The following is a 21638-nucleotide window of genomic DNA, read 5'->3' on the forward strand; positions in this document are numbered from 1 at the left end:
AGCAGGAGCATGCGACTCGGTGCGGTTGTCCTGACCATGGGCAACCGCCCCGAGGAGCTGCGCGCGCTGCTGGACTCGGTCGCCAAGCAGGAGGGCGACCCGATCGAGATCGCGGTCGTGGGCAACGGTTCGCCGCTGCCCGAGCTCCCCGAGGGCGTACGGACCGTCGAGCTGCCGGAGAACGTCGGCATCCCGGCCGGCCGCAATGTCGGTATCGAGGCGTTCGGTCCCGGCGGCAGCGAGGTCGATGTGCTGCTCTTCCTCGACGACGACGGGTTGCTGGCCAGGGAGGACACCGCCGAGCTGTGCCGGGAGGCGTTCGCCGCGGACCCGAAGCTCGGCATCATCAGCTTCCGGATCGCCGACCCGGACACGGGGGAGACCCAGCGCCGCCACGTCCCGCGGCTGCGGGCCTCGGACCCGATGCGCTCGTCGCGGGTCACCACCTTCCTCGGCGGCGCGAACGCGGTCCGTACCCAGGTCTTCGAGGAGGTCGGCGGGCTGCCCGACGACTTCTTCTACGCGCACGAGGAGACCGATCTGGCCTGGCGTGCGCTGGACGCGGGCTGGCAGATCGACTACCGCTCGGACATGGTCCTCTTCCACCCGACGACGGCACCGGCCCGGCATGCGGTCTACCACCGGATGGTGGCCCGTAACCGTGTGTGGCTGGCCCGGCGCAATCTGCCCGCCCCGCTGGTTCCGGTCTATCTCGGTGTCTGGTTCCTGCTCACCCTCGCCCGTCGGCCGTCGCGACCGGCGCTGCGGGCTTGGCTGGGCGGCTTCAAGGAGGGCTGGGTGACCCCGAGCGGTCCCAGGCGCCCCATGAAGTGGGCTACCGTTTGGCGACTGACCCGACTGGGCCGCCCTCCCGTCATCTGACAAGCTCGGATCTGAGAGCATCAGGCGCGAGCCGGGGCGTGGCCCCGGCAGCGCACCTTGAGGACGAAAGTGTCAACTGTGAGCGAGACCACGCACGACGGTGCGGTCGCCATGAGTGCCCCGCCTGCTTCCGACGAAGGACTCACTCCTGCCCAGCGGGCCCAGAAGTACGGGCTCTCGCAGAGCGGGGCCCGTCCCGGCCTTCCGGAGTACGTCCGGCAGCTGTGGGACCGGCGGCACTTCATCTCCGCCTTCGCCAGTGCCAAGCTGACGGCGCAGTACAGCCAGGCCAAGCTGGGACAGGTCTGGCAGGTGGCGACGCCGCTGCTGAACGCGCTCGTGTACTACTTGATCTTCGGTCTGCTGATCGGCACGAGGAAGGGCGTCCCCGACTTCGTGCCGTTCCTGGTGACCGGTGTCTTCATCTTCACCTTCACCCAGAGCTCGGTGATGGCCGGGACGCGGTCGATCTCGGGCAACCTGGGCCTGGTGCGGGCGCTGCACTTCCCGCGCGCCTGTCTGCCCGTCTCGTTCTGTCTGATGCAGCTCCAGCAGCTGCTGTTCTCGATGGGTGTGCTGGTGGTGATCCTGCTCGGCTTCGGGCAGATCCCCACCTGGTCGTGGCTGCTGGTCATCCCGGCGCTGACGCTCCAGTTCGTCTTCAACACCGGTCTGGCGATGGTCATGGCCCGGCTGGGCAGCAAGACCCCGGACCTGGCGCAGCTGATGCCGTTCATCATGCGGACGTGGATGTATGCGTCGGGCGTGATGTTCAGCATCGACCTGATCCTCAAGGGCAAGCACGTCCCCGCCTTCGTGGAGGTGCTGCTGAACGCCAACCCGGCCGCCGTCTACATCGACCTGATGCGCTTCGCGCTGATCGACAGCTTCACGCACGAGAAGCTGCCGCCGCATGTGTGGGCGTTCGCCGGGGGCTGGGCGCTGCTGATGGGCGTCGTCGGCTTTGTGTACTTCTGGAAGGCTGAGGAGCGGTACGGACGTGGCTGAGCAGAGCAACGGCATCGAGCCGACAGAAGCCGCCGAGGCCCGCATCCCGACGGTGATCGCGGACGATCTGCACATCGTCTACCGGGTCTACGGCACCGGTACGGGCAAGGGCGGGGCCACCGCGGCGCTCAACCGCATCGTCCGGCGCAAGCCCTCCGCGGGCGTGCGCGAGGTGCACGCCGTCAAGGGCGTCTCCTTCACCGCCTACCGCGGCGAGTCCATCGGCCTGATCGGATCCAACGGCTCGGGCAAGTCGACGCTGCTCAAGGCGGTCGCCGGCCTGCTGCCCGCCGAGCGCGGCAAGGTCTACACCCACGGCCAGCCCTCGCTGCTGGGCGTGAACGCCGCGCTGATGAACGACCTGACCGGCGAGAAGAACGTCCTGCTCGGCGGCCTGGCCATGGGCATGTCCCGCGACCAGGTCCGCGAGCGCTACGACGGCATCGTCGACTTCTCCGGCATCAACGAGAAGGGCGACTTCATCTCGCTGCCGATGCGCACCTACTCCTCCGGCATGGCCGCCCGGCTGCGGTTCTCCATCGCCGCGGCCAAGGACCACGACGTGCTGATGATCGACGAGGCCCTGGCCACCGGCGACCGCAGCTTCCAAAAGCGCTCCGAGGCCCGCATCCGCGAACTGCGCAAGGAAGCCGGCACGGTCTTCCTGGTCAGCCACAACAACAAGTCCATCCGCGACACCTGCGACCGCGTCCTGTGGCTGGAACGCGGCGAACTGCTGATGGACGGCCCGACGGACGAAGTGATCAAGGCGTACGAAAAGGAGACGGGCAAATAGCCCCTCTCGCAGCCGAAGGCCTCCGTGAGTCCGCCTCGCGGGGGCCTTCGAGCGTCATGGAATGGTCAACTCCATTGGATCCGGGAACAGTTCGGGCGTAATGGACGTTGACTGGATCGTTGTCTCAAGCTTCGGGACCCCCTCGGACGCGGGCGAGATGTACGGCGTAAGCTGTACGGGTACCGAACAGCACAAGTGGTATATGTCGGGCAATGCTCACCCGAGCGGGCGATGTGGGCTCGATCGGGCGCGTCGCCTGCTGCGGCGTGTCCGAAATAGGATGTTTTAGCTTGGCGGTGTAGAACGGGAGACGTGACGGCAATGGCTACTGGTTCGCTCCGGCACCGAAATGCGCCGGGCAGCCCCCGGTGAGCCGAGACAACGAGCAGGCGCGTCGCGCCTTCCTCCGACGGGGGGCGGCGGGTGACGGGCGGGAGCAGACGCGCACCGTGCTCGATCAGGCCGCACACGAGAACTTCCCGGTCGCGCCGTTCTTTCTGCCCCGCGCGTGGCGCACCGACCTGATGGCCGTCTACGGCTTCGCCCGGCTCGTCGACGACATCGGTGACGGCGATCTCGCACCCGGCGGCGGCGATGCCGTACTCCTCGGACTCGACCGCGCGCAAGGCGACAACAGGCCCGCGCTGCTGGACGCACTGGAAGCGGACCTGCACCGCGTCTTCAGCGACCGTGCGCCCGGCCCCGGGCATCCGCTGATGCGCCGGCTCGGCCCGACCGTCCGCCGCTGTGCGCTGACCCCCGAGCCGTTCCTCGCCCTCATCGAGGCGAACCGGCAGGACCAGCGGGTGAGCCGCTACGGCACCTACGACGACCTGGCCGCCTACTGCGAGCTGTCCGCCAACCCCGTCGGCCGGCTCGTGCTCGCCATCACCGGTACCGCGAGCCCCGAACGCATCCGCCACTCGGACGCGGTCTGCACCGCCCTCCAGATCGTCGAACACGTCCAGGACGTGGCCGAGGACCTCGGGCGCGACCGTATCTACCTTCCCGCCGAGGACATGAAACGCTTTGGGGTCAACGAGGCCGATCTGGCCGCGCCGAGCGGGGGCGCATCGGTGCGTGCACTGATCGCCTACGAAGCCGAACGCGCCCGTGAGCTGCTGAATGAAGGCACCCCGCTGGTGGGTAGCGTCCACGGCAGACTCAAGCTGCTGCTGGCCGGTTTCGTCGGCGGCGGACGCGCTGCACTCCAGGCGGTCGCGGCCGCCGATCACGACGTACTCCCTGGACCGCCCAAGCCGACCAAGCTCAGCCTGCTGCGCGAGGTGGGGGCGACATTGCGAAGAGAGGGGTGAGTCGGACCGTGGAGGCAACTGCACACGCGTCCGCGCCGGTGCTCGCTGCGTACCGCTACTGCGAGGCCATCACCGGGCAGCAGGCACGCAACTTCGCCTACGGCATCCGGCTGCTGCCGACCGACAAGCGGCAGGCCATGTCGGCGCTCTACGCCTTCTCCCGCCGGGTCGACGACATCGGTGACGGCACCCTGGAGCCCGCCGCCAAGCAAGGGCGCCTGGAGGACACCCGGGCGCTGCTGGCGCGCATCAAGGACGGCCGGATCGCCGAGGACGACACCGACCCGGTGGCCGTCGCGCTGTCCGACGCCGCCCGTCGCTTCCCGCTGCCGCTGGAGGGTCTCGACGAGCTGATCGACGGCGTGCTGATGGATGTGCGCGGCGAGACCTACGAGACCTGGGACGAGCTGAGGGGCTACTGCCGCTGTGTCGCCGGCGCCATCGGCCGGCTCTCGCTGGGCGTGTTCGGCACGGTGCCGGGCGCACCGGACGCCGAGCGCGCCGCCGAGTACGCCGACACCCTCGGCCTCGCCCTGCAACTGACCAATATTCTCCGGGACGTTCGCGAGGACGCCGGCAACGGCCGTACGTACCTCCCGGCCGAGGACCTCGCCAAGTTCGGCTGCGCGGCCGGGTTCGAGCGCTCCGTACCGCCGCCCGGCTCCGACTTCACCGGCCTGGTGCACTTCGAGGTGAAGCGTGCCCGCGCGCTGTTCGCCGAGGGCTTCCGGCTGCTGCCGATGCTCGACCGGCGCAGCGGCGCCTGTGTGGCCGCGATGGCCGGCATCTACCACCGCCTGCTGACCCGGATCGCCGCCGACCCCGAGGCGGTGCTGCGCGGCCGGGTCTCGCTGCCCGGCCGGGAGAAGGCGTTCGTCGCGGTGCGCGGGCTGTCCGGGCTCGACGCGCGGGCGATCGGCCGCCGGGAGTCCGTCCGGAGGCGCGGATGATGCACCGGGCGGCGCACGACAGCGGTGACCCCGCGTCAGCGCGGCAGGCAACCTTCTCCCGGGTGGCTGCGTCCCTCACAGCAGTACGGGGGGAGAGCACATGACATCGGGAGCCAGGCGGCCCGGCCTGCGGCACGCCCTGCCGTCGGGCCGTCCCGAGGGCGCGGCCGCGGTGGTCATCGGGGGCGGTCTCGCGGGTACCACCGCGGCGCTCGCCCTGGCCGACGCGGGGCTGCGGGTCACCCTGGTCGAGGGCCGGCCGCGCCTCGGCGGGCTGGTCTTCTCCTTCCGCCGCGACTCCGGCGCCGGCGAGCTGACCGTCGACAACGGCCAGCATGTCTATCTCCGCTGCTGCACCGCCTACACCCGGCTGCTGGAGCGGATCGGCGCCGCGCAGCTGGTGCCGCTCCAGGACCGCATGGACGTACCCGTCCTGGACGCCGACCGGATGCGGCTCGGCCGGCTGCGCCGTACCGCGCTCCCCGTACCGCTGCACCTCGCCCGGAGCCTGGCCGGCTATCCGCATCTCTCGCCCGCCGAGCGCGCCGGAGTCGTCCGCGCCACCCTCGCGCTCAAGGGCCTCGACCCGGCCGACCCCGCGCTGGACCGCGTGGACTTCGGCAGCTGGCTGCGCCGGTACGGCCAGTCCGCCCGCGCCATCGAGGCGCTGTGGGACCTGGTCGGCATCGCGACGCTCAACGCCCGTGCCGACGACGTCTCGATGGGCCTGGCCGCCAAGGTCTTCAAGACCGGGCTGCTGTCCGCCCCCGGCGCCGCCGACATCGGCTGGTCCCGCGTCCCGCTCGGCGACGTCCACGACACCCTCGCCCGCACGGCCCTGGAGAAGGCCGGTGTACGCATCGCCCTGCGCACCCGCGCCGGGGCCCTCACGCGCAGCGACGACGGCTGGCAGGTCACGGTGGAGAACGGCCCGCACGGCAGCGAGCAGCTGGCCGCGGACACCGTGGTGCTCGCCGTACCGCAGCGCGAGGCCCACACCCTGCTGCCGGACGGGACGCTGGACGGCAAGGACGGGCTGCTGGACATCGCCACGGCCCCGATCCTCAACCTCCATGTCGTCTACGACCGCAGGGTGCTGCGCCGCCCCTTCTTCGCCGCGGTCGGCTCCCCGGTCCAGTGGGTCTTCGACCGCACCGACGCCTCGGGGCTGACGCACCTCGCCGGCCGTGAGCGCTGCCAGTATCTGGCGGTCTCGCAGTCCGCCGCGCAGGAGGAGATCGACCAGCCGGTCGCCAAGCTCCGTGCCCGCTACCTCCCCGAGCTGGAGCGGCTGCTGCCCGCCGCCCGCGGCGCCAGGATCCACGACTTCTTCGTCACCCGCGAGCGCACCGCGACCTTTGCGCCCGCCCCGGGCGTCGGCAGGCTCCGCCCCGCCGCCCGCACTCAAGCTCCCGGCCTGTTCCTGGCCGGTGCGTGGACCGCCACCGGGTGGCCCGCGACCATGGAAAGCGCTGTTCGCAGCGGCACTGCCGCCGCTCGCGAGGCACTCACCGAACTCGGCTTCCCCCAGGGCCAGTTGCCTCAGGAGGCGGCATGACTACGAGTACGAGCGCTCGCACGAGCACGAGCATCGGAAACAGAGGAGAAACCGTGAATCCGGCTTCCCCAGCTATCGACACCGAGAGCGTCACCGCGCTGCTGGAGCGCGGGCGGACACTCGCCACTCCCGTGCTGCGTGCCGCCGTGGACCGGCTCGCTCCTCCCATGGACACCGTCGCCGCTTACCACTTCGGCTGGATCGACGCCGCGGGCCGTCCCACCACGGGCGACAGCGGCAAGGCGGTCCGGCCCGCGCTCGCCCTGCTGTCGGCCGAGGCCGCCGGCGCGGCTCCCGAGGTCGGTATCCCCGGCGCGGTCGCCGTCGAGCTGGTGCACAACTTCTCGCTGCTGCACGACGACCTCATGGACGGCGACGAGCAGCGCAGGCACCGCGACACCGTCTGGAAGGTGCACGGGCCCGCACAGGCCATCCTCGTCGGCGATGCGCTCTTCGCCCTCGCCAACGAAATACTGCTGGAGCTCGGCACGGTCGACGCCGGCCGGGCCACCCGCAGGCTCACCCAGGCCTCCCGCAAACTGATCGACGGTCAGGCCCAGGACATCTCCTACGAGCACCGCGAGCGGGTCACCGTCGAGGAGTGCCTGGAGATGGAGGGCAACAAGACCGGCGCGCTGCTGGCCTGCGCCGTCTCCATCGGTGCCGTCCTCGGCGGCGCCGACGACCGTACCGCCGACACCCTGGAGAAGTACGGCTACCACCTGGGCCTCGCCTTCCAGGCCGTCGACGATCTGCTCGGCATCTGGGGCGACCCGGACGCCACCGGCAAGCGGCCCTGGAGCGACCTGCGCCAGCGCAAGAAGTCGCTGCCGGTCGTCGCCGCGCTGGCCGCCGGCGGCCAGGCCTCCGAGCGTCTCGCCGAGATCCTGGCGGCCGACGCGAAAAAGAGCGAGACCGAGATCGCCGACTTCACCGAGGAGGAGTTCGCCTCCCGCGCGGCTCTCATCGAGGAGGCCGGCGGCCGCGAGTGGACCTCGCAGGAGGCCCGCCGCCAGCACGCCACCGCCGTCGCGGCCCTTGACGAGATCGACATCCCGGAGAAGGTCCGTGCACAGCTCGTCGCACTCGCGGACTTCGTCGTTGTACGCGAGAGATGAGCCGCGCCGACACCGAATAGATCGCAGTCGCCGGTCGGTGCCAGCCGGGCACCGGCCGACGGAATCCCTGAGCACGCTTTTCACAGTTCACTGCCGAAGGGGAAGCCATGACAGCGACGACCGACGGAAGCACCGGGGCGCTGCCGCCCCGGGCCCCCTCGGCCAGCGATGCCACCGCTGAGACAACCGAAAAAGCCCCACCCACCAGAACCGCTGTACGACACGACACGGCGGAGGCCGCCCGGCGTGCGACCGCCCGCGCCACGGACTATCTGCTCTCCGTCCAGGATCCCGCCGGATGGTGGAAGGGCGACCTCGAGACCAACGTCACGATGGACGCCGAAGATTTGATGCTTCGTCAATTCCTCGGCATCCAGGACCCGAAGCTCACCGCAGCCGCGGCCCGCTACATCCGCGGCAAACAGGGCGCGGACGGCACCTGGCCCACCTTCCACGGCGGGCCCGGCGAACTCTCCGCCACCATCGAGGCCTATGTCGCCCTGCGCCTCGCCGGGGACGCCCCGGACGCACCGCACATGGCCACGGCCGCCGCATGGGTCCGTGAGCAGGGCGGCGTGGCCGCGGCCCGGGTCTTCACCCGCATCTGGCTGGCCCTCTTCGGCTGGTGGAAGTGGGACGACCTGCCCGAACTGCCCCCGGAGCTCCTCTACTTCCCCAAGTGGTTCCCGCTCAACATCTATGACTTCGGATGCTGGGCGCGGCAGACCATCGTGCCGCTGACCATCGTCTCGGCCAAGCGCCCGGTGCGCCCGGCGCCGTTCGGCCTCGACGAGCTGCACACCGATCCGCGCCGGCCCAATCCGCCGCGGCCGCTCGCCCCCGCCACCAGCTGGGACGGCCTCTTCCAGCGCCTCGACAAGGCGCTGCACCTCTACCACAAGGTCGCCGTCCGCAAGCTGCGCGGCGCCGCGATGCGCTCCGCCGCCCGCTGGATCATCGAGCGGCAGGAGAACGACGGCTGCTGGGGCGGCATCCAGCCTCCCGCCGTCTACTCCGTCATCGCCCTGCACCTCCTCGGCTACGACCTCGACCACCCCGTGCTGCGCACCGGCCTTGCGTCCCTGGACCGGTTCGCCGTATGGCGCGAGGACGGTGCCCGGATGATCGAGGCCTGCCAGTCCCCGGTCTGGGACACCTGCCTGGCCACCATCGCGCTCGCCGACGCCGGACTGCCCGCCGACCATCCGCAGCTGGTCAAGGCCGTCGACTGGATGCTCGCCGAGCAGATCGACCGGCCCGGCGACTGGAGCGTGAAGCGTCCCCAACTCCCGTCCGGTGGCTGGGGGTTCGAGTTCGAGAACGACAACTACCCGGACATCGACGACACCGCCGAGGTCGTGCTCGCGCTGCGCCGGGTCGAGCACCCCGACCCGCAGCGGGTGGAGGCCGCGGTGCGCCGCGCGGTGTGCTGGAACTTCGGCATGCAGTCCAAGGGCGGGGGCTGGGGCGCCTTCGACGTCGACAACACCAGCCCGTTCCCCAACCGCCTGCCGTTCTGCGACTTCGGGGAGGTCATCGACCCGCCGTCGGCCGATGTCACCGCCCATGTCGTCGAGATGCTCGCCGACGTCGGCCGTACCCACGACCCGCGCACCCGCCGCGGTATCGCCTGGCTGCTGGCCGAACAGGAGCCCAGCGGCGCCTGGTTCGGCCGCTGGGGCACCAACTACATCTACGGCACGGGTTCGGTGCTCCCCGCACTCGCCGCGGCCGGTATCCCCGCCTCGCACCCCGCGGTGCGCCGGGCGGTGCTCTGGCTGGAGCGGGTGCAGAACGACGACGGGGGCTGGGGCGAGGACCAGCGCTCCTACCAGGACAAGGAGCGGTGGGCGGGGCGCGGCGCCTCGACCGCCTCGCAGACCGCCTGGGCGCTCATGGCGTTGCTCGCGGCCGGTGAACGGGACAGCGAGGCGGTACGGCGCGGAGTGCGCTGGCTGACCGGGGCCCAGCGCGAGGACGGGTCCTGGGACGAGCCGTACTTCACCGGCACGGGCTTCCCCTGGGACTTCTCCATCAACTACCACCTCTACCGCCAGGTCTTCCCCCTGACGGCCCTGGGCCGCTACGTCAACGGCGGACCGACAGGCGTACCGGTGGGGTCCTGATGCCGGGACGGCCCCCCACGGACGCGGAACCGCCCCTGCTGGTCGCCTGTGCGCTCGGCATCGAGCGGTTCGCGCTGCGCGGCGGTGACCGCGGGGGAGCGGCGGGAGGAGCCGGCCCACGGCTGGTCACGCTCCGTACCGGCATGGGACCCCAGGCGGCCGAACGTGCCCTCACGAAAGCGCTGAGTGCGGGATCGGTGACCGAGCGTTCCCCTGTCGTCGCCAGTGGCTTCTGTGCCGGCCTCGCCCCGGGGATGCGCCCCGGGGACGTGGTCGTCGCCGAAGCCACCCGCGACCATCACGCGGACGCCCCCGAGACGCTCTGCCGCGACAACGGCCCGCTGCTGCGGGCCCTGCGGCAACGCGGCCTGACCGTGCACAGCGGTCTGCTGCGCGGCTCCGACCACGTCGTACGCGGCGCGGAGCGGGCCGAGCTGCATGCCGCCGGCGCGGTCGCCGTGGACATGGAATCCGCCGCGACCCTCCGTGCCGCCCGGCGTGCCGGAAGCCGTCCGGTTGCGGCCGTCCGGGTGGTCGTGGACGCTCCAGAACATGAACTCGTACGCATCGCCACGGTGCGCGGTGGAATATCGGCCTTCCGCGTGCTGCGCTCCGTACTTCCTGTTTTCTACGAATGGCACCGTTCTTTGCTGCTCCCCTGGAGGTGAGCCAGATGGCTATGCCGCTCCGTCAGTCCATCCGGGTCGGGACCTATCTTTTTGAACAGAAGATGATCCGCCGGCGTGAGAAGTTCCCGCTCATCGTCGAGCTGGAACCGCTCTTCGCGTGCAACCTGAAATGCGAGGGCTGCGGGAAGATCCAGCATCCGGCGGGCGTGCTCAAGCAGCGCATGCCGGTGGCGCAGGCGGTCGGCGCCGTGCTGGAGTCCGGTGCCCCGATGGTCTCCATCGCCGGTGGCGAGCCCTTGATGCACCCGCAGATCGACGAGATCGTGCGGCAGTTGGTGGCGAAGCGGAAGTATATTTTCCTGTGCACCAACGCGATGTTGCTGCGCAAGAAGCTGGATGATTTCACCCCCTCGCCGTATTTCGCGTTCGCCGTGCACATCGACGGAATGCGCGAGCGGCACGACGAATCCGTCGCGAAGGAAGGCGTATTCGACGAGGCGGTGGCGGCGATCAAGGAGGCCAAGCGGCGCGGCTTCCGGGTCACCACCAACTCCACCTTCTTCAACACCGACACCCCGCAGACCATCATCGAGGTCCTCAACTTCCTCAATGACGATCTTCAGGTCGACGAAATGATGCTGTCGCCCGCCTACGCCTACGAGAAGGCCCCCGACCAGGAGCACTTCCTCGGCGTCGAGCAGACCCGGGAGCTGTTCAAGAAGGCCTTCGCCGGCGGCAACCGGCGCCGCTGGCGGCTCAACCACAGCCCGCTGTTCCTGGACTTCCTGGAGGGCAAGGCGGATTTCCCGTGCACGGCCTGGGCGATCCCCAACTACTCGCTCTTCGGCTGGCAGCGCCCCTGCTACCTCATGAGCGACGGGTACGTCCCGACGTACCGGGAGCTCATCGAGGAGACCGACTGGGACAAGTACGGCCGCGGCAAGGACCCGCGCTGCGCCAACTGCATGGCGCACTGCGGCTACGAGCCGACCGCCGTCCTCGCCACCATGGGGTCGCTGAAGGAGTCGATCAGGGCGGCCAAGGAGGCCGTCGCAGGAAACCGCGGGTGACCGTTGATCAGTGGTGAGCCCGCGGCACCGAGGCTCACCGGCGTCCCGGTCCGGCCTGTGCTCATGCGCCGTACGCCGCGCGTGGGCCGGGCCGGGCCGGTGTCCGTCAGCTGAAGCAGCAGAGGGGGACCGAACATGACGATGCTGGAGAGCATCCGGGATCCACGCGACCTCAAGGCGCTCCCCGAGGACCGTCTGGCCGACCTCGCCGAGGAGATCCGGCACTTCCTCGTGCAGTCCGTCGCCCGCACCGGCGGCCATCTGGGGCCCAACCTGGGCGTGGTCGAGCTGACCCTCGCCCTGCACCGCGTCTTCGACTCACCCGCCGACCGCATTCTGTGGGACACCGGACATCAGGCGTACGTGCACAAGATCGTGACCGGCCGGCAGGACTTCTCCAAGCTGCGGGCCAAGGGCGGCCTGTCCGGCTATCCGTCGCGCGCCGAGTCCGCGCACGACGTCATCGAAAACAGCCATGCCTCGACGGTGCTGGGCTGGGCCGACGGCCTGGCCAAGGCGCAGCAGGTGCTGGGCAGGGACGACCATGTGGTGGCCGTCATCGGGGACGGCGCACTGACCGGCGGGATGGCCTGGGAGGCGCTCAACAACATCGCCGCCGCCAAGGACCGCCCCCTGATCATCGTCGTCAACGACAACGAGCGCTCCTACGCCCCCACCATCGGTGGCCTCGCCGACCACCTCGCCACCCTGCGCACCACCGACGGCTACGAGAAGTTCCTGGCCTGGGGCAAGGACATGCTCCAGCGCACCCCGGTCGTCGGACAGCCGCTCTACGGGTCGCTGCACGGTGCGAAGAAGGGCTTCAAGGACGCTTTCGCGCCGCAGGGCATGTTCGAGGACCTGGGCCTGAAGTACCTCGGACCGATCGACGGTCATGACATCGCGGCCGTGGAATCCACGCTGCGCCGCGCGGCGGGCTTCCACGGACCCGTGCTGGTGCACTGCCTCACCGAGAAGGGCCGCGGCTATCCGCCCGCCCTGGAGGACGAGGCGGACCACTTCCACACCGTCGGCGTGATGGACCCGCTGACCTGCGCACCCGTCACCCCGCCCGGCGCACCCTCCTGGACGTCCGTCTTCGGCGACGAGATGGTCCGCATCGGCGCCGAGCGCGAGGACGTCGTCGCCCTCACGGCGGCGATGCTGCAACCGGTCGGGCTCGGGAAGTTCGCCGCGGCGTACCCCGACCGGGTGTGGGACGTGGGCATCGCCGAACAGCATGCGACGGTGTCGGCGGCGGGGATGGCCACCGGCGGTCTGCACCCTGTCGTCGCGGTCTATGCCACCTTCCTCAACCGTGCCTTCGACCAGCTGCTGATGGACGTCGCGCTGCACAAGTGCGGAGTGACCTTCGTGCTGGACCGGGCCGGTGTCACCGGCACCGACGGGGCCTCGCACAACGGCATGTGGGACCTGTCGGTGCTCGGCGTCGTACCGGGCCTGCGGATCGCCGCACCGCGCGATGCCGACCAGCTCCGCGCCCAGCTGCGCGAAGCACTGGACGTGCACGACGCACCGACCGTCGTCCGCTTCCCCAAGGAGCCGGTGGACGACCCGGTTCCGGCCGTGGACCGGATCGGCGGCGTCGACGTCCTTCACCGGGCACCGCACCCCGACGTCCTGCTGGTCGCGGTCGGCGTGATGGCGCCGGTCTGTCTGCGGGTCGCCGAACTCCTCACGGCGCGCGGCGTCGACGCGACCGTCATCGACCCCCGGTGGGTCAAGCCGGTCGACGCCGCGCTCCCCGGACTCGCCGCGGAGCACGCCATGGTGGCCGTCGTCGAGGACAACTGCCGTACGGGAGGGGTGGGGTGGGCGGTCGGGCAGGCGCTGCGGGACGCGGGCGTGGACGTGCCGCTGCGCACCTTCGGTATCCCCGAGCAGTTTCTGGCGCACGCCAAGCGCGGTGAGCTGCTGGCCGATATCGGCCTCACCCCGGCCGAGATCGCCGGCCGGATCAGCGCCGCCCTGGCCCGTAAGGAGAGCCACTCGTGACCGGATTCGACCTGACCGCACTGCTCGCCGAGCGCGGCGGCGAGCGCTACGAACTCCACGCCCGCCATCTCAACCATCAACTCCCGCGCATGCTGCACACCATCGGCTTCGACAAGGTCTACGAGCGGGCCCAGGGCGCCTACTTCTGGGACACCGACGGCCAGGACTACCTCGACATGCTCGCGGGATTCGGGGTGATGGGCCTGGGCCGGCACCACCCCGTCGTCCGCAAGGCACTGCACGACGTCCTGGACGCCGAACTCCCCGATCTCACCCGCTTCGACTGCCAGCCGCTGCCCGGCCTGCTCGCCGAGAAGCTGCTGACCTACGCGCCCCACCTCGACCGGGTCTTCTTCGGCAACAGCGGCACCGAGGCCGTCGAGACCGCCCTGAAGTTCGCCCGCTACGCCACCGGCAGAGGGCGCATCCTCTACTGCACCCACGCCTTCCACGGCCTGACCACCGGCTCGCTCTCCGTCAACGGCGAGGACGGCTTCCGGGACGGCTTCGCCCCGCTGCTGCCGGACACCGCCCTGGAGATGGGTGATCTGGACGCGCTGGAGCGGGAGCTGAAGCGCGGCGATGTGGCGGCGTTCGTGGTCGAACCGATCCAGGGCAAGGGCGTCCACCCGACACCACCCGGTTTCCTGCGTGCCGCGCAGGAGCTGCTGCACCGGCACAAGGCCCTGCTGATCGCCGACGAGGTGCAGACCGGCCTCGGCCGTACCGGCGACTTCTTCGCCTACCAGCACGAGGACGGCGTCGAGCCGGATCTGGTGTGTGTGGCGAAGGCACTGTCCGGCGGCTATGTCCCGGTCGGGGCGACCCTCGGCAAGGACTGGATCTTCAAGAAGGTCTACTCGTCCATGGACCGGGTGCTGGTGCACTCCGCCAGTTTTGGTGCCAACGCCCAGGCGATGGCGGCCGGTCTGGCGGTGCTCTCGGTGATGGAGGACGAGCAGATCGTCGCGGGCGCCCGGCACACCGGCGAACTGCTGCGCTCCCGGCTCGCCGCGCTGGTGGACAAGTACGAGCTGCTGCATGACGTACGGGGCCGGGGCCTGATGATCGGCATCGAGTTCGGCCGCCCCACGTCTCTTGGCCTGCGCGGCCGCTGGACGATGCTCCAGGCGGCCCGCAAGGGGCTGTTCGCGCAGATGGTCGTGGTGCCGCTGCTCCAGCGGCACCGCATCCTGACCCAGGTCTCCGGCGACCATCTCGAAGTCATCAAGCTGATTCCGCCGCTGATCATCGGGGAACGGGAAGTGGACCGTTTCGTCGAGGCGTTCACGGCCGTCATGGACGACGCCCACGGGAGCGGCGGACTGATGTGGGACTTCGGGCGGACGCTGGTCAAGCAAGCGCTCCAGACCCGCTGACCGGGGGCAGGAGCGCCGCTCGGTCACCTGCCGCCGGTCGCGGACGGGCCGTCCCGTCCGCGACCGCGGAACGGAACCACGCGGACGTGAGGCGCGCGGCTCCGCGAAGGGGAGGTCAGTCGAGATCCTCCGAGTAGTCGGTCGTGGCGCAGCCCTCCACCGCACCCTCCTCGGCCGTGCGGCCCGACGGTGCCTTGAAGTCCGAGGTGCAGTTGAGGAACAGCAGCCCGGCCTTGAGGAGCTGGCGCCGCTGATCGTCGCTGCCCGGGTCGACGGCGAAATCGTCGCCGATCATGAGGTCGTCCTGTTCGTCCTCGTCCCCCTTGACGGCGGTCTGGAACGCCTCCATGTCCTCGATGGTGAGGAAGTCGGCGTCACCGTCGCCGCCCGCCGGGTCCTGGCACTCACCGCCGCCGTTGATGCCGGTCATCCCCATGGCCTCCACCCGCTGCACCTCGCGGGGCGAGGCGATGTCGATGCTCGCGCAGCTGAGCGTCGACTTGAGGAAGTCCCCGGCTTCCTGGGGCGAACCGGCGGAGGGCAGGCTGCCGCAAGCGGAAACCGATGCCAAGGCGAAGAACGTTCCGGCGATGGCAAGTATTCGGTGGAAACGCATGACGTCCTCTGTGCAGATGTGGCTTTGAGCCGAGCGCGCCGACCGGATGCGGCGGCGCCTCGGCTACGGGGGTGAAGAAAACCATCTGCTCTCCCCCGTTCCCCCGCCGTATGGAATTGACCGGGACATGGTAAGCGAAACCGCACGTCAGGGGAGGTACGGACCGGCGGGACCTGCCCGGGAGGCACGGGCCGTGGAGGCGCCGGCCGGGAAAAACTGTGGGCCCCTCTCCCGATGCGCTCTGGGGGAGGGGCCCTTTGTCTTCCCGCGGGTCAGGTGCGGGTCGCAGGGTGGGTCACGGAGCCGTGAACGGGGCGGTGCCGCATGCTCAGTCCGTCAGCAGCTGGGCGCGCAGCCGTTCCCGGGTGGCGGGCGCCAGCTTCAGGCCGTCGGTGAGGTACTTCTCCGTCGAGCCCCAGGTCTGCTCGATCGCGTCGTAGGCGGCCGCGAGGTAGTCGGTGTGCGCGCCGAACAGCGGCGAGAGCAGCTCCATGACCTCCTGCGACATCCCGACCGCGGAGTTGTCGGAGCGACGGATCTTGTAGCGGCGGTGGGGATCGTTGGACTTGAGGTAGTCCTCCTCGATGGCCTCCCGTTCCACCCCGACCGCGAGCAGGGTCACGGCGACGGACAGGCCGGCGCGGTCCTTGCCGGCCGCACAGTGCATCAGCGCCGGGACGCTGTCCTCGGCGAGCGCATGCAGCACCCTGCTGTGGTCTTCGGTGCGGGTGGTGATGATGTGGCGGTAGGTCTTGGCCATCCGGGCCGCGGCCTTGCCGTCGCCGAGCGCGGAACGCAGCTGGTCCAGCTCGCCGTCGCGCACCATCGCCCAGAATTCCGCGCCGTCGGCCGGATCGGTGAGCGGGATATTCACGTGGGCCACGCCGGGCAGCGCGACATCGGGGCCTTCCACTTTGATGTCCGAGGCATTGCGGAAATCGAAGATGGTGTGCAGCCCGAGACCGGCCAGAAATGCGGCGTCCGCCTCGGTCGCGTGGGCGAGGTGCCCGCTGCGGAACAGCCTGCCCTCCCGTACGCGACGCCCGTCCACGGTCGGCAGACCGCCCACATCGCGGAAGTTGCGGACCTCCGTGAGCTCGGGCTGGGCCTGTGGGACCTGCGGCGTCTGCTGCGTCACGGGCGCTCCTCGGGTTCGTTCGCCGGCGCCGCTCGTCGGCGAGGCGGGGCACCTTCGACGATACGACATTGATGCAATAGGCAATCAGGTCGCAACCCTCGCGCCACAAATGCGCAGCGAAGTGTCGGGGGCAGGGGGCGCTCGATCCTTATTCCAACTTGACAAGAATTTGACCTGGTGGCATTAATCACCCCTCGTCAACCCCTGGTTACGGTGGCGTAGGTCACTTCATGAGGTGAATTATGTCCTGACGTGGCAGACGATTCGAAGTACATCAGCAACGGCGCCCACGGCGCCATCGGGTCGTACGCAGCCGTCGGGGACAGCTTCACAGAGGGGGTCGGGGATCCCGGCCCTGACGGGGCGTACATCGGTTGGGCGGACCGCCTGGCGGTCCTGCTGTCGGACCAGCAGGCCGAGGGGGACTTCCGCTACGCGAACCTCGCGGTCAGGGGGCGGCTCCTGGACCAGATCGTCGAGGAGCAGGTGCCCCGGGCGAAAGAGCTCGCCCCCGCCCTTGTGACGTTCTGTGCCGGCGGCAATGACATCCTGCGGCCGGGCTCGGACCCGGACGCGGTCGCCGAGCGCTATGAGGCGGCGGTCGTCGATCTGCGGAAGGAGGTCGGCGCGGTCCTGCTCTGCACCGGCTTCGACACCCGCGGCATCCCCGTTCTCAAGCATCTGCGCGGCAAGATCGCCACGTATACGGCGCATGTCCGGGCCATCGCCGACCGGCACGACTGCCCGGTCCTCGACCTGTGGTCGCTGAAGTCGGTGCAGGACCGGCGGGCATGGAGCGCGGACCGGCTGCATCTGTCCGCCGACGGTCACACCCGGGTGGCGCTGCGCGCGGCGCAGGTGCTCGGGATGCGGGTGCCGGCCGATCCGGACCAGCCGTGGCCCCCGGAGGCGGAGCGCTCGGCCGCCGAGGCGCGGCGGGACAACATCCACTGGGCGCGGGAGCACCTCGTGCCGTGGATCGGCCGTCGGCTGCGCGGTGAGTCGTCCGGTGATCATGTCGAGCCCAAGCGGCCCGATCTGCTGCCGCTCTAGGGCGGCCCGGGTCCGTCGCCGGGCCCATGGCATGACGGAGGCCCCGATTCCGCCGATGCGGAGCGGGGCCTCAGTGCGCGAGCGAGGAGTACGGCAGATCCGCCCAGACGACCCGGCCCCGGCCGCTGTCGGCGGGCCGTGAACCCCAGCTCTCGGACAGCGCGCCGACGAGGAACAGCCCTCGTCCGCACTCCTTGTCCACGCTGCCGGGCTGGACGTGCGGCGCCGAGTCCTCCGGGCCGCCCTGGTCCGTGATCTCTATGCGGATGTGCGCCCCGAAGAGGGCGAGTTCGCAGCCGACCTTCTCGCTGTCGGTGTGCCGCACCGCGTTGGTGAACAGCTCGGAAACCACCAACTCCACGTCGTCGCGGACTTGTTGATCCGCGCCCCACTCGAGCAGCAGCGCACTGACGCGTCTGCGCGCCTCGGGAACGGACGTGCGTCGCGCCGGCAAGTGGAACGCGTCCTGCGGGTACTGGGCGACAAAGCCGCCACAGCGCCCTAACGAAGGAGCGTTGTTGGAGGAAGCCACGTCGTAACTATGTGCGATGCCGGTCACCGATGGCAAGGATCACTCTGCAATTTGCAGAATCGTAAGTGCAGTCTGTTCGTGCTGCTGACGGCATGACACACTGCTGACCACTGGAGTCAGTTGGAGGGGATCGGACGTGGCGGACCCACGGTCGGCAGGTGCACCGACCGTCCTGCGGGTGGTGCTCGGCAAGCGATTGCAGGACCTGCGCGAGAAGGCGGGGCTCTCCTTCGAGCAGGCCGCCGCGGCCCTCGATGTGACGCACGCCACGATACGGCGCATGGAAAAGGCCGAGGTCGGCCTCAAGCTCCCCTACGTCGAGAAGCTGCTGGCGACCTATGGCGTCACCGCAGAGGACGAGATCGAGGGCTTTCTCTCCCTGGCCCGCGAGGCCAACAAGCCCGGCTGGTGGCACCGGTTCCGGGACGTGCTCCCCGAGTGGTTCAGCGCCTTCGTCAGCCTGGAGAGCGAAGCCAACCTCATCCGGGCCTACCAACCCCACTACATCCCCGGACTGCTCCAGACCGAGGACTACGCCGCCGCCGTCCTGCGGGCCGGTATGCCGCACGCCTCCGCGGCGGACATCGACCGCATCGTGGCGCTGCGCATGGAGCGCCAGTCCCTCCTGACCCGCGACCACGCACCGATGCTGTGGGTGGTCATGGACGAGACGGTCCTGCGGCGGCCGATCGGCGGGGCCCAGGTGATGCGCAACCAGGTCACCCGGCTGATGGAGGCCACCGCGCTGCCGAACGTCCGGCTCCAGGTCATGCCCTTCGCCGCGGGCCCGCACCCCGCCATGTACGGCCCCTTCCACATCTTCCGCTTCCCGATCCCGGAGCTCCCGGACATCGCCTACGCGGAGAGCCTCGTCGGAGCCGTGTACTTCGACCAGCGCAACGACGTCTCGCAGTTCCTGGAGGCCCTGGACCGGATGTGTGCGCAGGCCGCGCCGGCACACACCACCGAGGCCATTCTGGGTGGCTTTCGCAAGGAGATCTGAACCATGGATCGCATACGCATCTACAACGGCATGCCCGCCAAGGAACTGGGCAACGAGGGCTGGCACAAGCCGTGGAGCGGCGGAAACGGCGGCGAGTGCGTCGAGGCCATGCGGCTGGGCGACGGCCGTATCGCGCTGCGCCAGTCGACCGACCCGGACGGCCCGGCGCTGATCTACACCCATCGCGAAATGGTGAGCTTCATCGAGGGCGCCAAGGCCGGCCACGCCGACTTCCTGCTCTCGGCGGCCCCGTGCCGGCTGACCGAACGGAGGACGGCATGAGCGAGCAGGACATATCCCAGGAGGCGCCGGACGGCGGGGTCCCGGAGATCGGACCGTACGTCCAGGGGCCTGAGCACTCGGGATTCTCGGCCGAGGAGATCGACACCAGCCGGCCGCACCCGGCCCGGATGTACGACTACTACCTCGGCGGCTGGGACAACTACGAGGTCGACCGGGTGGCCGCGGAGCGTGTCATCGAGGTGCACCCCCAGGTACGGCTCAGCGCCCGCGCCAACCGGGCCTTCATGCGGCGGGCGGTGCGCGAACTGGTCGACGGCGGCATCCGCCAGATCATCGACATCGGCACCGGCATCCCCACCTCGCCCAACACCCATGAGACGGCCCGGGAGACCGCTCCCGACACCCGCGTCGTGTACGTCGACAACGACCCGATCGTCGCCACCCACGCCGGGGCCCGGCTGACCAACACCGAACGCACCGGTTTCGTGCTCGGCGATGTCCGTGACCCCAAGGCGGTGCTGGACCACCCCACCGTCCGCGAACTGATCGACTTCGACCGGCCGGTGGCGCTGCTGCTGGTTGCCGTACTGCACTTCATCCGGGACGACGAGGACCCCGCCGGAATCGTCCGCGCCCTCGCCGACGCGCTCCCCGCGGGCAGCCATCTCGTCCTGTCGCATGCGACCGGTGAGCCCTACGAGGCCTATGCGGCGGGCCGCACGGACGAGCGGGCGCGCGACGGCGTCGTGAATGTCTACAAGAGCTCCACCGCCACCCTCAATCTGCGGTCGAAGGCCGGGATCGAGCCGCTCTTCGGACCGTTCACCCTGCTGGAGCCGGGTGTCGTACGGGTGCCGCTGTGGCGGCCCGACGGGGCCGTGCCCGGCGCGGAGGAGCTCAACAACACCATTTTCTACGGCGGAGTGGGGCGCAAGGACTGACCGGCCGGGCCCGCGGGCCCGGCCGGAGATCTACGCCCCCGCGGGGGAGACCCGGGCGTCCGGCGGAGCCGGCAGCCGCTGCCCGTCACCGGCCGGCACGGTGGCGGTGACCGGCGCCGCCGTGGTGAGGGCCGGGGCCAGGTCCGCAGGTCCGGCGACGCGGGTGTGGGTGCCCGGCGAGGTGCACGCATGGGCCCCCGCGACGGCGCCCAGCCGCACGCAGTCCTCCAGGCTCCGGCCCGCCAGCCGGCCGTAGAGGAAGCCGCTGGTGAAGGCGTCGCCCGCGCCGTTGCTGTCCACGACGGGGCCGGGCGGGACCGCGGCCGGCACCAGGCGTGGGGTGCGGTCGTCGGCGGACAGGAGGTACGCCCCGCCCGCGCCGGCCGTCGCGATCACCGCCTCGGCGCGCCCCTCGTGCAGGATCTCCCGCATGACGGACCCGATCCGTTCCCCCGCCCCGGCCGTACTGAGGAACACCAGGTCCGAGCGGAGCGCGAACTCCCGGTGATGGTCCGTCAGCCCGTCCCAGTCGTGCAGATCCGTGGAGACGGGGATGCCGAGCGCTTCGATGTCGTCGTACAGGAAACGGGCGAAGTGCATGATCGACAGATGGACGTGCCGGGCACGGCGCAGCGGGGGGAGGTAGTGCTCGGGCGGCATCCGTAGATCGAGCGGGTCGCGGGCGTCGTAGAACGACATCCGACGCCCGTCGGAGGCCACGAGGTTGACCGCACGACGGGTGCCGTGCGGCGAGATCAGCGGCCGGAAGTCGACGCCGGTACCGGCCAGCCGCTCACGGACCAGGCTGCCCGGGTGGTCGTCGCCGAGGAAGTCCACGAAGGCGGTGGTGAGTCCGAGTGCCGCGCAGCCGAGCGCCACGCCCGTGCCGGTGTGTCCCGCCCCCTCGTGGATGGGCGGGACCGCATAGGAGTCGGCGAGAGGTACGGGCAGCGCGCCGACCGGCACGATGGTGTCCACGCCCGACCCGCCGACGACGAGGACGTCATAGGCGTCATACGGCTCAGAAACCTGCTGGAATGTCACGAGCGTCCCTGAATCCCTTGCTGGTGAGACGAATCCCTTGCTGGTGAGACCGTTTGCGGACGAGGTGCGTCCGCTGCCGGGAGTCTAGACGCAGGCCCGGCTCTTCATGGGACATCAGGGACTCCGGTGACACGAGGGAGGAAAGGACGCGGAAGAAGCCGCTCCGGTGATCAGTGGCCGGTGGTGAACGGGCGGGGAAACGCGGCCGGCCGGGACTGCT

20 protein-coding genes are annotated in these 21638 nt (G+C 70.2%); 16 read left to right on the top strand and 4 right to left on the bottom strand.

Features of this window, described 5'->3' with window-relative positions:
• Positions 1-9 precede the first annotated feature (9 nt).
• The 12 genes from M8I34_RS11795 (at position 10) to M8I34_RS11850 (ending at position 14848) form a co-directional block, all read left to right on the top strand.
• Positions 10-882: a glycosyltransferase family 2 protein gene (locus tag M8I34_RS11795; RefSeq protein ID WP_250049365.1), complete on the top strand. Its 873-nt coding sequence runs from the start codon at positions 10-12 to the stop codon at positions 880-882.
• Between the two features lie 78 nt (positions 883-960).
• Complete coding sequence (locus tag M8I34_RS11800; protein WP_250049366.1) at positions 961-1890, top strand: ABC transporter permease; 930 nt, start codon at positions 961-963, stop codon at positions 1888-1890.
• Entirely contained in the window at positions 1883-2686 is an 804-nt protein-coding gene (locus M8I34_RS11805; RefSeq protein ID WP_222892691.1) for an ABC transporter ATP-binding protein, read from the top strand. Before M8I34_RS11800 ends, M8I34_RS11805 begins: the two co-directional genes overlap by 8 nt.
• Before the next feature lie 449 nt (positions 2687-3135).
• On the top strand, positions 3136-4002 hold the full coding sequence (gene hpnC / locus M8I34_RS11810) for a squalene synthase HpnC (RefSeq protein WP_244420138.1): 867 nt from the start codon (positions 3136-3138) through the stop codon (positions 4000-4002).
• The gene (gene hpnD / locus M8I34_RS11815) at positions 3999-4952 is read left to right on the top strand and encodes a presqualene diphosphate synthase HpnD (protein ID WP_374210891.1); all 954 of its coding nucleotides are present in this window, start codon (positions 3999-4001) and stop codon (positions 4950-4952) included. The genes hpnC and hpnD overlap by 4 nt, the downstream gene beginning before the upstream one ends.
• Before the next feature lie 100 nt (positions 4953-5052).
• A complete protein-coding gene (gene hpnE / locus M8I34_RS11820; protein ID WP_250049368.1) occupies positions 5053-6510 on the top strand; it encodes a hydroxysqualene dehydroxylase HpnE in 1458 nt (485 codons plus the stop codon).
• Between the two features lie 53 nt (positions 6511-6563).
• Positions 6564-7628 carry a polyprenyl synthetase family protein gene (locus tag M8I34_RS11825; RefSeq protein ID WP_250049369.1) on the top strand — a complete coding sequence of 355 codons (1065 nt, stop codon included), beginning with the start codon at positions 6564-6566 and terminating at the stop codon, positions 7626-7628.
• Positions 7629-7735: 107 nt separating this feature from the next.
• Positions 7736-9754 (top strand): squalene--hopene cyclase, encoded by a 2019-nt coding sequence (shc, locus tag M8I34_RS11830; RefSeq protein ID WP_250049370.1) that lies wholly within the window; start codon positions 7736-7738, stop codon positions 9752-9754.
• Positions 9754-10422 (top strand): 1-hydroxy-2-methyl-2-butenyl 4-diphosphate reductase, encoded by a 669-nt coding sequence (locus tag M8I34_RS11835; protein WP_250049371.1) that lies wholly within the window; start codon positions 9754-9756, stop codon positions 10420-10422. Before shc ends, M8I34_RS11835 begins: the two co-directional genes overlap by 1 nt.
• 5 nt (positions 10423-10427) lie before the next feature.
• A complete protein-coding gene (gene hpnH, locus M8I34_RS11840) occupies positions 10428-11453 on the top strand; it encodes an adenosyl-hopene transferase HpnH (protein ID WP_250049372.1) in 1026 nt (341 codons plus the stop codon).
• Between the two features lie 135 nt (positions 11454-11588).
• Positions 11589-13469, top strand: a complete 1881-nt coding sequence (dxs, locus tag M8I34_RS11845) for a 1-deoxy-D-xylulose-5-phosphate synthase (protein ID WP_250049373.1) — start codon at positions 11589-11591, stop codon at positions 13467-13469.
• Complete coding sequence (locus tag M8I34_RS11850; protein ID WP_250049374.1) at positions 13466-14848, top strand: aspartate aminotransferase family protein; 1383 nt, start codon at positions 13466-13468, stop codon at positions 14846-14848. The genes dxs and M8I34_RS11850 overlap by 4 nt, the downstream gene beginning before the upstream one ends.
• 115 nt (positions 14849-14963) lie before the next feature.
• Here the strand turns inward: M8I34_RS11850 and M8I34_RS11855 are convergent, their stop codons facing one another.
• Together M8I34_RS11855 and M8I34_RS11860 are read right to left on the bottom strand one after the other, a co-directional pair.
• Entirely contained in the window at positions 14964-15419 is a 456-nt protein-coding gene (locus tag M8I34_RS11855) for a hypothetical protein (protein ID WP_250049375.1), read from the bottom strand.
• Positions 15420-15792: 373 nt separating this feature from the next.
• On the bottom strand, positions 15793-16602 hold the full coding sequence (locus M8I34_RS11860; protein ID WP_250049376.1) for a tyrosine-protein phosphatase: 810 nt from the start codon (positions 16600-16602) through the stop codon (positions 15793-15795).
• Positions 16603-16854: 252 nt separating this feature from the next.
• Between M8I34_RS11860 and M8I34_RS11865 the strand changes: the two genes are divergently transcribed.
• Positions 16855-17655: an SGNH/GDSL hydrolase family protein gene (locus M8I34_RS11865; RefSeq protein ID WP_250049377.1), complete on the top strand. Its 801-nt coding sequence runs from the start codon at positions 16855-16857 to the stop codon at positions 17653-17655.
• 70 nt (positions 17656-17725) lie between these two features.
• Here the strand turns inward: M8I34_RS11865 and M8I34_RS11870 are convergent, their stop codons facing one another.
• The gene (locus tag M8I34_RS11870) at positions 17726-18187 is read right to left on the bottom strand and encodes an ATP-binding protein (protein ID WP_245171537.1); all 462 of its coding nucleotides are present in this window, start codon (positions 18185-18187) and stop codon (positions 17726-17728) included.
• A 136-nt stretch (positions 18188-18323) separates the two neighbouring features.
• Between M8I34_RS11870 and M8I34_RS11875 the strand changes: the two genes are divergently transcribed.
• The 3 genes from M8I34_RS11875 to M8I34_RS11885 are packed head-to-tail and all read left to right on the top strand — an operon-like array spanning position 18324 to position 20374.
• Positions 18324-19190 carry a helix-turn-helix transcriptional regulator gene (locus tag M8I34_RS11875; protein WP_250049378.1) on the top strand — a complete coding sequence of 289 codons (867 nt, stop codon included), beginning with the start codon at positions 18324-18326 and terminating at the stop codon, positions 19188-19190.
• A 3-nt stretch (positions 19191-19193) separates the two neighbouring features.
• A complete protein-coding gene (locus M8I34_RS11880; protein WP_030078909.1) occupies positions 19194-19472 on the top strand; it encodes a DUF397 domain-containing protein in 279 nt (92 codons plus the stop codon).
• The gene (locus M8I34_RS11885) at positions 19469-20374 is read left to right on the top strand and encodes an SAM-dependent methyltransferase (RefSeq protein ID WP_250049379.1); all 906 of its coding nucleotides are present in this window, start codon (positions 19469-19471) and stop codon (positions 20372-20374) included. The genes M8I34_RS11880 and M8I34_RS11885 overlap by 4 nt, the downstream gene beginning before the upstream one ends.
• A gap of 30 nt (positions 20375-20404) precedes the next feature.
• On the opposite strand, the gene M8I34_RS11890 is transcribed toward M8I34_RS11885, so the two are convergent.
• Positions 20405-21418, bottom strand: coding sequence for a carbohydrate kinase family protein (locus M8I34_RS11890; protein WP_250049380.1), 1014 nt, complete (start codon positions 21416-21418; stop codon positions 20405-20407).
• Positions 21419-21638 lie beyond the last annotated feature (220 nt).

Origin of the sequence: Streptomyces sp. MCA2 (assembly GCF_023544705.1) — a bacterium.
Taxonomy (GTDB): domain Bacteria; phylum Actinomycetota; class Actinomycetes; order Streptomycetales; family Streptomycetaceae; genus Streptomyces; species Streptomyces decoyicus.

Coding starts and splice junctions, on each gene's coding strand:
- M8I34_RS11795 (WP_250049365.1), top strand. CDS start 10: ATGCGACTCGGTGCGGTTGTCCTGACCATGGGCAACCGCCCCGAGGAG.
- hpnE (WP_250049368.1), top strand. CDS start 5,053: ATGACATCGGGAGCCAGGCGGCCCGGCCTGCGGCACGCCCTGCCGTCG.
- shc (WP_250049370.1), top strand. CDS start 7,736: ATGACAGCGACGACCGACGGAAGCACCGGGGCGCTGCCGCCCCGGGCC.
- M8I34_RS11835 (WP_250049371.1), top strand. CDS start 9,754: ATGCCGGGACGGCCCCCCACGGACGCGGAACCGCCCCTGCTGGTCGCC.
- hpnH (WP_250049372.1), top strand. CDS start 10,428: ATGGCTATGCCGCTCCGTCAGTCCATCCGGGTCGGGACCTATCTTTTT.
- dxs (WP_250049373.1), top strand. CDS start 11,589: ATGACGATGCTGGAGAGCATCCGGGATCCACGCGACCTCAAGGCGCTC.
- M8I34_RS11880 (WP_030078909.1), top strand. CDS start 19,194: ATGGATCGCATACGCATCTACAACGGCATGCCCGCCAAGGAACTGGGC.
- M8I34_RS11885 (WP_250049379.1), top strand. CDS start 19,469: ATGAGCGAGCAGGACATATCCCAGGAGGCGCCGGACGGCGGGGTCCCG.